The sequence below is a fragment of the Rappaport israeli genome (assembly GCF_001888055.1).
Lineage (GTDB): Bacteria > Pseudomonadota > Gammaproteobacteria > Cardiobacteriales > Cardiobacteriaceae > Rappaport > Rappaport israeli.
Window position 1 is genome coordinate 1 of sequence record NZ_LXHZ01000001.1, and the last position, 10,866, is coordinate 10,866.

A 10,866-nucleotide genomic window follows, 5' to 3' on the forward strand; every position below is an offset into this window, starting at 1 on the left:
GGGTGTGGGGTGTGGGGTGAGTGATATTTTTTGTTAGTTTCTCCTTTTGAGATGACAAAAATGGTCAAGTCTTTATTGTTAAAAGGGAAAAATATGCCATTTTTTTGACAAATCGTGCATATTTTGCGCTTTTTCTGTTTTAAATGTGTGGTCTCTAGGAGGGTCAAATTGTTAATAGATTGTTCTTGATGGTTGTTCTTGTGTTTGGCATGGTTCTTGCTTATTTAGTGTTAAGAGCAAAGCCCTGTTAAGCTGGATTGCCAACCTAAGGGGGATTATCAAGCTTTAGTAGATTGCTTACAGCCTAATCGGCGCGTTGAGGTGTTTGCTCGCCCTTAATAGCGTGTAGCGGTTAGTTTAAAAGCCTAGCGATGCTAGGCTTTTTTTATAGACGGCGTGGGGGCATGAGTTGGGGGAGTGTGAAGATGTTTGTTGCTTTAGCGTAGGTGGTTACAACAATTATTTTGCTTGTAGCAAAGGGAGAAAAGAGGAGGATTAGTGCGCGAAGGGGATTCATGCTTTAGTCGTGTTTTTCATTGTGCGCGACGGAGAAACGTTTCCATGTGAGCGTGTGTTCTTCAAGGTGCATGTTGGCGTTTTCAATGTCAGGAAAAACAATAATGATGGCGCTACAGGGGAGGTGTTTTTCAAGATGAGCAAAATTAACGTCAACAAGTGGACTGCCAACTTTGAGGAGGTCATTTTCTGTAATATGCAGGTTTAGCCCCTCGCCTTTGAGTTTGGCGCTATCTAGTCCGATGTGAATGAGCAGTTCTACACCGTTCTCATCCATTAAACTGATGGCGTGCCCACCAGGAAAGATGTTGAGTACTTTGCCGTTAATGGGGCTTTTGAGGGTGTGGGTTTGTTTTTTGTTGCGTGGCTCAATGGCAAAGCCAACGCCCATCAGCTTTGCCAAAAACGATATCAGGGAGAAGCGCCAGCGGGAATTGGCTGCCTTCTATGGGCATTTTCCAAGGGGATAGGGTGATGGGTGGGGTGAGGGTTTCGCGGGATTGGTCGGCAAGGTCTTGGATGGATTTTGCAGATTGAGAAGAGGGGTTCTCTGATTTTGTAGAGAAGAGTTTTTTTAGCCAGTTCATGATGGCTCCTTGTGCAGTCGATAAGATGAGAAAAGATGGATTTTAATATAGGTTTGCAATTTTTCCTATTAAAGCAGGTTGTTTATTTGAATGCAAAGTGCAAACAAAGATAAAGGCTAGTCTTTGAGGGGATTATCTTTTATGGGCTTAGGATTGAATAAATTGGGGATATTGGTTTAAAAAATGTCGCAGGGCGCCGAGCATGCCAGCGCTGTTGCCTAGTTGGGCGCAGGTGAGGCGCTTGGGGAGAAACGGGGGTCTTGAATGCACTGGCTTAGGCTTTGCGTGAGCGCAGGTTCTAAAAGGTTGAATTGGGCGCTGATGCCTCCGCCAATGAGTAGGGTATGTGGATTGATTAGGTAGATGAGGGGCAATAGTCCTGTGGTGAGGTGGTCAATAAAGCTGGTAAAGACGCTGTGGGCGTGGGGGTCGTTTTGTTGATAGCGAGCAAAAAAGGTTTTGCCGTCTATGGAGTCGTTGCTCAGGGTGTGGTAGTGCTGTAGGAGGGCGGTGGTAGAGGCTTTTTGTTGTAGGGTGTGGCTGGCACTTAGTGGGAGGTAGCCAATTTCCCCTGCGCTAAATTGATGACCGCGCCAGAGTTGGTTATTGAGAATGAGCGCGCCACCTACGCCTGTGCCAATGGTTAGACAGAGGACGCTATCACTGCCTTGTGCAGCGCCTAGCCAGTGTTCTCCTAGGGCAGCGGCGTTGACGTCGTTTTCTACACTACAAGGGAGTTGGCAGTGGTCTTGGATATGCTGGGCTAAGGGGGTGTTGCTGTAATTTGGGATGGTGGGGCCTGCGTAGACAATATGCCCTGTTTTGGGATTGACGATGCCAGCGCTGGCGATGGCGATGCCTTGAATGGGGTGTTGGGTTTGAATGTTAAGAATATGGGCGGTGATTTGCTTGAGGAGTTGATTATCGTGGGCGCTGACGGCGCTTTTTTGGTTGGGGAGGCTTTGATGATGTGTGCCGTTTGGGTGGTAGAGGGCGGATTTGATGGCGCTGCCGCCGATGTCGATGGTGAGTATCATGAGGGTTCCTTGGATTGTTGTAGGGCTTGATAGGTGCGTTGCCAGATGGCGTCGCGTTGTTTGGGGTGGTGTTGCATAAATTCGGCGTAGACGATGTCTAGGACGATTAAGGCAGGAAATTGGGGGGAGATGTGGCGCCCGTTATCCAGTTGATTTTTCATGGCGAAGAGTTGAATTTCGTCGCAGTAGCGTTGAAATTCTGGGCGTTTGTTGGCGGTAAATAGGATGGTTTTGGCGTTGTTTTGTTTCGCTGCTTGCAGGGCGTTTGTGATGATTTTGCTTTGTCCGCTGATGCTGATGCCAATAACAAGACAGTCGCTGTCGAGCATGACTTCGTTGATGCGGATGAGGTCGTCTTCAACGATGGCTTCACAAATTAGCCCAACGCGCATAAAGCGTAGTTTCATTTCTTGGGCAACCATGCCAGAGCTGCCTTTGCCGTAGATATAGACGCGTTTTTGTTGGTTCATGAGGGCGGTGATGCGTCGGATTTGAGGCAGGTCAATAATGGCATGGGTTTTGTTTAGCAGTTCTTGATAGCTGGCGAGGACGGGGGCAATGTGTTGGTCGTTGGGTTGTGATTTGTTGGGTGCTTGATAGGCGTAGGCAAAGGTGCGATAGCCGCTAAATCCGCATTTTTTGGCAAAGCGGGTGAGGGTTGCTTCGGAGGTGTTGAGGCGTTTGGCAATGCTGCTGGCATTGAGGTTGTGGTGGTGCTGGCAGTGGTGGAGAAAATAATCAGCAATTTTGCGCTCACTAGCGGTGAGATGGTTGAGATGGGCTTCAATGAGGGGGTGGATGTTGCGTTGTGTGGTTATCATGCTGTGGGTTTAGGCAGAGGGATAACGGATTTTAAAGACGGCTTTGCGGATGGTTTGGCTGGGCGTTTGCGCGGTGCTGATGCCTGTTTGGTGGGCATCTTCTGGGTAGAAAATGGCGAGGTAGTGCGCGCTTAGGCTAAATTGGCTGTGCGGCGGTTGGGCGGCGATGGCGAGGTAGTCGGTTTCTGGGTGGTAGTCTTCTTGTGCGCTGTCTTGGATAAAGCGATGATGGATGGTTTCGCTGCCGCTTAAGATGTGGTGAACGTCGATATATTGGCGGTGGGCTTCCCAAATGCGATTCTCTGGGGGTTGGCTTGTGAAGGTGAAAAGGTTAACGAAAAAATCTTCGCCGTCGATGGGGTGGCTACCATCGGGGAGGGCATGGAGGTTGTGGGTTTGTAGATACGCAAGAACGCGCTGGGCGCTGGGGCTTAAAATTGGGGGTGGGGTGCGAATATCGATGAGTTCCATTTGTGGGTTCCTTGGGGTTATCCCATGATGAGATTAGGGATGAAGGTTACAATTTGTGGAAATAAAATCAGTAATACTAATACGAAAAAATAGGGATGATAAAGGGGATTGTGCCTTTGGTTACGGTGCTAACGGGAATATTGCCAACACGTGAGACGACAAATAAGGCCATGCCCATGGGTGGGGTGAGGATGCCAATCATCATGTTTAGGGTGGTCATAACGCCAAAGAAGATGAGGTCGATATTAAAATGCTGTGCGATGGGGATAAGCATGGGGAGAACGAGAAATTGCAACGCGAGGGCGTCGATGAACATGCCTAAAAAAAGCAGTAGCACGTTAATCATCACGAGCACGCTTAGGGGGGAATGCGCAACGCTCATAAAGCCTTGAGCAATGTTTATGGCGACTTGTTCGCGGGCAATCATATCGCCAAAGAAGGTTACGGTCATCACCATAAGGACGGTTACGCCTGTAATGGCCATGGCTTCAACGCAATTATTAAAAAGACCTTTGAAATCGAGTTCTTTATAAATAAATAAGCCTAGGAAGATGGAATAAAGAGTGGCAAATACAGCGGCTTCTGTGGGCGTAAAGGCGCCAGAGAAGATGCCCCCAATAATAAAAATAGGGGTGAGCAATGCCCAAAAGGCTTGTTTAAAAGCATATAGGCGCTGGGCGGGAGTGGCTTGGGGGCGTTGGGATACTGGCGTTTTTGCTGAGATAGTAGTTCATTGCCATAAGAGTTAGGGTGAGAAGAATGCCAGGAATAAAACCAGCTAAGAATAATTTGGCAATGGACTGATTGGCAATCACGCCATAAATAATCATGGCAATACTAGGCGGCACTAGAGGACCAATAATGCAGGAGGCGGCGGTAATGCCACCGCATAAATCATCTTCATAACCTGCCTCACGCATGGCTTTAATTTCCATTTGTCCAAGTCCGCCAGCATCGGCGAGAGCTGAGCCTGACATGCCTGAAAAAATTAAGCTGGCAGAGATGTTGACGTGTCCCATGCCGCCTGTGTAGTGCCCAAACATGGATTTGGCAAAATTAAAGATACGGGTGGTGATGCCTGAGCTGTTCATTAATAGCCCTGTGAGGATGAAAAATGGCACACTCAGTAGACTAAAGCTATTGAGGCTATCGACTAATTTGGCCGCCGCAAAGCTCGCAACGCTCCAACGGGTCATAGAAAAAAATAATAAGGTGGCAATAAATAATGACCACCCAACAGGCACGCCAAAAAACATAATCACTAACCAAACAGCAAGCGCAATATAGACGCTGGCGCTGCCAAATTGCAGGTATTGACTTAGGCGGAGAGTTTGGAAAACTTGAGGACTAAACCACCATAATAGGCTGATGAGAGCCAATAGGGCAAGATAAAACCATGCGGGAAAATGGGTATGTTGGTGTTGGTGGTTATGATGTTGGGTTTGTATAAAGCGGATAAGCATTAATACTGTGCCTAAAGGGAGGGCGAGATAGAGCCAAGTGTTAGCAATGCCTAGGGTAACGATTTGGTCGTTGGACACTTTGGCAGCTTTTTGTACTAGGACAATGCCAAAATGTAGAAATAAAATTAAGCTGATAAATATCAGAAATTGAATAGCGCTAAAGATATTTTTAGCCAGCGCTTTGGATAGTCGCTGATAGATGAAATCAATAAAAACATGTTGCTGAGTGCGAATGCCCATGCTGATGCCGAGCATGGCAACATAGACAAAAATCAGGCGGGCGAGTTCTTCGCTCCACGCTAAGGGATAAAAGTATCTTGCAAGAATTTGTGCGCCTAAAATCCCTAACATGATTAAAAATAAGCTACCGCCAAGCCATGATTCAAAATGATTGAAGAATTTATGGATGGATTTGTGCATGGGGATGCTCCTTAGTGATTTTAGGCGTTATTTTTATAATAGATAAGGTGCAGGATTGAAGATAATCAATCCTGCATGCGCTTTAGAGGGTTAAATCGCTTGTAATTCTTCAATGGCTTGTTTGCCTTCTTCACCTGTTTTTTGCATAAATTCGTCGTAGTAGGGTTGCATGGCTTGTTTGAAAGGTTCAATGGCTGGTTGGGTTACATTGAGCCCTTTTTCTTTGAAGAAATCGATTAATTTGGTTTCGCCTTCGCTAAAGAGTTGGGTTTGGTAGGTTGCTGCATTATCCGCTGCTTGGCGCACGATTTGCTGGAGGTCATCAGGCAATTCGCTTAGGGTAATGTTGCTAACCAAATAGAGTGCATCGTTTAAGATATGGTTGGTTAGGGCGAGGTTGTTTTGTACTTCGTAAAATTTTTGCGCTTCAATGGTTGGGAGAGGGTTTTCTTGTCCATCAACAGCGTTGGTTTGTAAAGCGAGATAAACTTCTGAGAAAGCCATCGGAGTGGGGGATGCGCCAATGTATTTGGCAAAAGCAAGATTGGTTGCGGCATTGGGAACGCGCAATTTAAGTCCTTTGACGTCGTCTATGCTATGAATTGGACGGTTGGCGGTGGTCTGGCGTGTGCGTTATAGGCTTGTGCAAGATGGTGATGTTTTGTTCGTCGTGGATTTTTTGTTTTAGAGTTTGTCCAAATTGGGTATCGTTTAAAGCGCGTTTTGCGTGGGCAAAATCCTTAATGATATAAGGTAGTGCGAATACTTCGGCGTTGGGATAATACAATTGAAAACGTGCGGTTTCAGCAAAGGTAAAATCAAGCGCACCTTCGCTTAGTTGGGCAATCATCGAGCGGTCGTCGCCTAATTGGGCATTGGGGTAGAGGGTGATTTCAATTTGTCCGTTGGATTTTTCTTTGATTTCGTTGGCAAATTGTTCAGCGGCTTTGTATTCGTTGGAGGTGTTCCCTGCAACAAGTCCCATTTTAAAATGGTAGTTAGCGGCTAAGCTAAAGTTGCTGGCTAGGGCGCAGAGGCTGGCTAGGGTTAGAGTTTTGAAGTTCATAGTGTTCTCCTTTAGGTGAGTTAAGTTTAGGTGAATTAAGATTGATTTTGTAGGTAGCGTTGATAGATTTCTTGGCTTTTTGCGATTTGCTCAGGGGTGGCGGATGCCATGGGCTTGCGGCATAAAAATTCTCCGCTATCACAACCTGACAGCACAAGCAGTTGTTTTAGGGTGCTATACAAACCATTGTCTAAAATGGCGCTGATTAAATCATTGCTTTGTTTTTGCGCTTCTAGGGCTTGGGCGAGATTGCCTTGGCGGATAGAGTCTATGATTTGGCGTGCTCTAGGAGCGTTAACGTTGTAGGTTGAGCCTATTGCGCCATCAACGTTATAAAGGCAGGCAGGGAGGAGCATTTCATCAAAGCCTGACCAGATGAGATGGTCGGGGTAGGCGTGGCGTAGGCGCTCAAGGAGATAAAAATCAGCTGCGGTAAATTTAACGCCTACAATTTTGGGATGGGCGAAGAGTTCACCAAATTGTTCAAGACCAATGTTAACGCCTGTTAAAAAGGGAATAGCATAAACAATCATGCGATTTTCTACGCTTTCCATGAGGTCGAAATAATATTGTTTGATTTCAGCAAAAGAGAATTTGTAGTAGTAGGGGGTAACCGCTGAAAGCGCGTTATAGCCTAAATCAGTGGCATATTGGGCGAGTTCTATAGATTCATAAAGGTCATTGCTGCCGATTTGGGCAATAAGGGTTACGTCGTTTTGGGTTTCGTCTTTAGCGATATGAAAGATTTGGCGTTTGGTTTTACCATCTAAGATGAAGTTCTCCCCTGTTGAGCCGCCTACGTATAGCCCGTCTATGCGCATGGTGTCGATATTATGGCGGATGATTTGTCTAAGCCTTGTTCGTTGACTTCGCCTTTGGCGGTGTAGGGGACAAGCAGGGCGGAGATGAGTCCTTTGAGGTCTTGATTGGGTTTGTTGTTTGAAATCATAATATTGCTCCTAATGTGAGGGGTTGGGCGCATGCGTGGCGCGGACAAATTGTTCGGTAATCCATTGGGGGCGGGTGATGGCTGAACCAACGACGACGCTATGCACACCGTGGGCGAGAACACGCGCGACTTTCTCTGGCGTGTTGATATTGCCTTCAGCAATAATGGGACTGTTAATGCAGTTTAGCGCTTGGCGGATGAGTGCAAAATCATCCTTTTCTATGCGTGCGCCTTGGCTGGCTGTGGTGTAGCCAACCAGCGTGGTGCCGATAAAATCAAAACCGAGTTGGTCAGCGTATTGCATTTCTTCTAGGGTGGCGCAGTCTGCCATCAGGGCAAGATTGGGATATTTGTGGCGGATTTGCTTGTAAAGCGCCTTTAGTGTTTGCCCATTTGGACGCGGGGCATTGCGTGCATCAATGGCAATGATTTCTGGGTTAACTTGCATGAGCTCATCCACTTCTTGCAAAGTGGCGGTAATAAATACTTCACTATCAGGGTAATCGCGTTTGATGATGCCGATGATAGGAAGGTCGATGTTTTCTTTAATTGCGGCGATATCTTGCGCGCTGTTAGCCCGAATTCCTGCCGCGCCGCCTTGTTTTGCGGCAACAGCCATGCGTGCCATGATAAAAGAGGAATGCAAAGGCTCATCAGCAAGCGCTTGGCAAGAAACAATGAGTTGACCTTTGAGGCGCTGGATGAGGGCAGTGTGCATGTTTGCTTTCCTTAAGCTGTATTAGTAGGTTTATAAAGTATCATGAGATGAATGTTATTTCAATAAAAATTTATTTTATGAAATCTATTTTCTTTTTTGCGTGAGTTGAGCAAAAAAATCCCATGCTTGGCATGGGAGAGTGGGGGGATATTTTTAAATAGGCTAATTAGTTATCGCGCTTTGGCGGCAGTGACCAAAGTTTATCCAGCGCGTAAAGTTGGCGTGTTTCAGGGCGCATGAGATGGACGATGATATCGCCTAAATCAACCAGTACCCAATCGCGACTGTCTTCGCCTTCGCGTCCAAGCGGGGGGTAGTTTTGCGCTTTGCAGTCTTCAATTACTTTATCTGCCATGGCGTGGAGGTGGCGGTCGGAGGTTCCGCTGGCAATGACCATATAATCGGCAAAATCTGCTTTGCCAGCTAGGCTGATGATTTGTAGGTCAACGGCTTTGAGGTCTTCTAAGCTGTTTTGTACGAGGGTTTTGAGTTGGTCGCTGGTCATAGTGTCCTTATGAGTTATTAATTAAATAGGGCGCAATGGTAACAGGATTTAAGCGTTTGCGGGAGGTGTCGTGTTTTGCTGTGAAACGCTAATTTTGAGCACGACGTTTGCACAGCGATAAACTAACTGCGACACACGCCATCACTTAAAACGATGAATTTCTCTGCGCTTAGTCCTTCAATGCCAACTGGGCCGCGCCAGTGGATTTTATCAGTGCTAATGCCAATTTCGGCGCCCAATCCGTATTCGTAGCCATCAGCAAAGCAGGTGGGGGTGTTGACCATCACAGAGGCAGAATCGACTTCGCGCAAAAAACGTTGTGCGGTGGCGAGGTGTTCTGTGGCGATGGCATCGGTATGGTTGGAGCTATATTGCGCGATGTGGTCAAGCGCTTGGTCGAGGGTGTCGACGATTTTGATGGATAAAATAGGTGCGAGATATTCGGTTTGCCAGTCGCTGGGTTGGGCGGCAATGATATGGGGGAGAATGGCTTGGGTGCGCGCACAACCGCGCAGTTCGACGCCTTTTTGTTGATAGATATGCGCAAGTTTGGGCAAGAGTATGGGGGCTTGGTGTTGGTGAATGAGTAGGGTTTCAGTTGCCCCACAAATGCCGTAGCGATAGGTTTTGCCGTTATCTGCAATGCGTAGGGCTTTGTCGGGGTCGGCGTGTTGGTCGATATAAAGATGGCAAATGCCATCTAAATGCTTAATAACAGGCATGCGGGCATGTTCGGCAACAAGACTGACCAACCCTTTACCGCCGCGCGGAATGATAACGTCGATATATTCAGAGAGCGCGAGCATGGCGCGCACGTATGCACGGTCTGCGTGTTCAATCATTTGAATGGCGTGGGTGGGCAGTGGGCTGGCGCTTAGAACTTGTTGGAGAATATGGATGATGGCTTGATTGCTGTGTTGGGCTTCGCTCCCCCCGCGCAAAATAACGGCATTGCTTGATTTTAGGCAAAGCGCTGCCGCATCAGCGGTGACATTGGGGCGCGATTCATAAATCATGCCTATCACGCCAAGCGGAACGCGCATGCGCCCAATTTGTAATCCTTTGGCATTGGTGCGCAGGTTTTTAATTTCGCCAATGATTTCAGGTAGGGCGGCGATTTGGCGAATGCCATCAGCCATGGTGCGTAGACGTGCTGGCGTGAGCTGGAGACGGTCTAAGAGTGCGCTGTCAAGGTTTGTGCTGTGCGCGTGGTCGAGGTCTTGTTGGTTGGCGTGTAATAAGTCGCTCTGAGAGTCCAATAGCGCTTCTGCCATCGCCAGCAAAGTTTGTTGTTTATCCCATCCGCTTGCCTTGGCGAGTTGACGTTTGGCGTGTTGGGCTTGTTGTCCTAGGGTTTGTAGATAAGATTGCGCGGTAGATTGAGTCATGGCGGTTCTCAGATGGTTGGGTTAAAAAGGGGCTATTTTACGTTGAAATTGAGCGCAAACGAACGCATTTTACTTCTTTTGTCTTGGCGTTGAGTATAGATATAGTCGAAGAATTGAAAAAGTATTACGGCGTTGGCTCGCCTTGCCGTACTATCTGTACTGTCTGCGGCTCGCCGCCTTGTACTACTTTTTCACTTCTCCGACTATAGAATGAAAGTAAAAGGGGAAAAGCATAAGCTTGTCAATTTCTAAGGTGTGTATGTTTTGATTACACTATGCGCTTAATTTTTATCTTAATAAGAGTAAACAATGACCACTTATCTTATTAGTCGCCATTCTGGCGCTGTAGAATGGATGGAGCAAAGCCGTTATGCCTATGATGAACACCTCACCCATTTAAATGACTACAGCCAGTTAAAAGCAGGGGATACGGTAATTGGTTCTCTGCCAATAAATATTGTTGCTGATTTAAATGATTTGGGCGTCCATTATCTGCATTTAAGCCTTTATATTCCCGAGCATTTACGAGGAAAAGAGCTTAGCGCCGAGCAACTGAGCAATCTATCTGCCAAACTAGAGCCTTATAAAGTCCAACGGCTAAGTGAGCCAACATAAGGCAATTTACGCCTATCCTTACGAAGTGCGCCCTTGATTGCTAAGGCATTTGGCAAACCAGTAAAACCTAGCGCAAAGGTTGTAAAAGTCGCAAGTTCGCAAGTTCGCAAGTTCGCAAGTTCGCAAGTTCGCAAGTTCGCAAATCCGCAAGTTCGCGAGGCTGGAGGCGCTGGGAGAGTTGGAGGGTTTTAGGTCTTGCAAGCTCAGCGCTTGCGGTATGCGGTGATGTGTTCAATTCCGCCATTCCGCCAATTCCGCAAGTTTGCGAGGCTGGGGGGGTGGGAGAGTTTGAGGTTGGAGGGTTGAGGTC

The 10,866-nt window shown here is 47.2% G+C and carries 11 protein-coding genes and 3 pseudogenes; 1 reads left to right on the forward strand and 13 read right to left on the reverse strand.

All coding sequences use genetic code 11. The features are described 5' to 3' along the window. Positions 1–385 precede the first annotated feature (385 nt). The 12 genes and pseudogenes from A5N84_RS12265 to A5N84_RS00055 all read right to left on the reverse strand — a co-directional run bounded on the left by A5N84_RS12265 (position 386) and on the right by A5N84_RS00055 (position 9,941). Positions 386–517, reverse strand: a complete 132-nt coding sequence (locus tag A5N84_RS12265; protein WP_269844214.1) for a hypothetical protein — start codon at positions 515–517, stop codon at positions 386–388. A 3-nt stretch (positions 518–520) separates the two neighbouring features. Beyond that, complete coding sequence (locus A5N84_RS00005; protein WP_072280782.1) at positions 521–907, reverse strand: PTS sugar transporter subunit IIA; 387 nt, start codon at positions 905–907, stop codon at positions 521–523. Further along, positions 885–1,103 (reverse strand): hypothetical protein, encoded by a 219-nt coding sequence (locus A5N84_RS00010; RefSeq protein WP_072280783.1) that lies wholly within the window; start codon positions 1,101–1,103, stop codon positions 885–887. Before A5N84_RS00010 ends, A5N84_RS00005 begins: the two co-directional genes overlap by 23 nt. A gap of 218 nt (positions 1,104–1,321) precedes the next feature. Further along, positions 1,322–2,140, reverse strand: a complete 819-nt coding sequence (locus A5N84_RS00015) for an ROK family protein (protein WP_078055483.1) — start codon at positions 2,138–2,140, stop codon at positions 1,322–1,324. Beyond that, positions 2,137–2,961, reverse strand: coding sequence for a MurR/RpiR family transcriptional regulator (locus tag A5N84_RS00020; protein ID WP_072280784.1), 825 nt, complete (start codon positions 2,959–2,961; stop codon positions 2,137–2,139). Before A5N84_RS00020 ends, A5N84_RS00015 begins: the two co-directional genes overlap by 4 nt. A gap of 9 nt (positions 2,962–2,970) precedes the next feature. Continuing rightward, the gene (locus A5N84_RS00025; RefSeq protein WP_072280785.1) at positions 2,971–3,432 is read right to left on the reverse strand and encodes a YhcH/YjgK/YiaL family protein; all 462 of its coding nucleotides are present in this window, start codon (positions 3,430–3,432) and stop codon (positions 2,971–2,973) included. 17 nt (positions 3,433–3,449) lie between these two features. Continuing rightward, a pseudogene (locus A5N84_RS00030) lies at positions 3,450–5,315 on the reverse strand (TRAP transporter large permease). Between the two features lie 90 nt (positions 5,316–5,405). Further along, positions 5,406–6,381 (reverse strand): annotated as a pseudogene (locus A5N84_RS13125) (sialic acid TRAP transporter substrate-binding protein SiaP). Positions 6,382–6,416: 35 nt separating this feature from the next. Then, positions 6,417–7,330: pseudogene (locus A5N84_RS00040) on the reverse strand (N-acetylneuraminate lyase). Between the two features lie 10 nt (positions 7,331–7,340). Next, positions 7,341–8,048 (reverse strand): N-acetylmannosamine-6-phosphate 2-epimerase, encoded by a 708-nt coding sequence (locus A5N84_RS00045; protein WP_072280786.1) that lies wholly within the window; start codon positions 8,046–8,048, stop codon positions 7,341–7,343. Positions 8,049–8,214: 166 nt separating this feature from the next. Then, entirely contained in the window at positions 8,215–8,553 is a 339-nt protein-coding gene (rsfS, locus tag A5N84_RS00050; protein ID WP_072280787.1) for a ribosome silencing factor, read from the reverse strand. A gap of 122 nt (positions 8,554–8,675) precedes the next feature. Beyond that, complete coding sequence (locus tag A5N84_RS00055; protein WP_072280788.1) at positions 8,676–9,941, reverse strand: glutamate-5-semialdehyde dehydrogenase; 1,266 nt, start codon at positions 9,939–9,941, stop codon at positions 8,676–8,678. 309 nt (positions 9,942–10,250) lie between these two features. Here A5N84_RS00055 and csx16 point away from each other — a divergent pair, with 309 nt between their 5' ends. Then, a complete protein-coding gene (csx16, locus tag A5N84_RS00060; RefSeq protein WP_072280789.1) occupies positions 10,251–10,556 on the forward strand; it encodes a CRISPR-associated protein Csx16 in 306 nt (101 codons plus the stop codon). A 67-nt stretch (positions 10,557–10,623) separates the two neighbouring features. On the opposite strand, the gene A5N84_RS11055 is transcribed toward csx16, so the two are convergent. Next, positions 10,624–10,866: hypothetical protein (locus A5N84_RS11055; RefSeq protein ID WP_233119763.1), on the reverse strand; the 243-nt coding region annotated here is incomplete at its 5' end.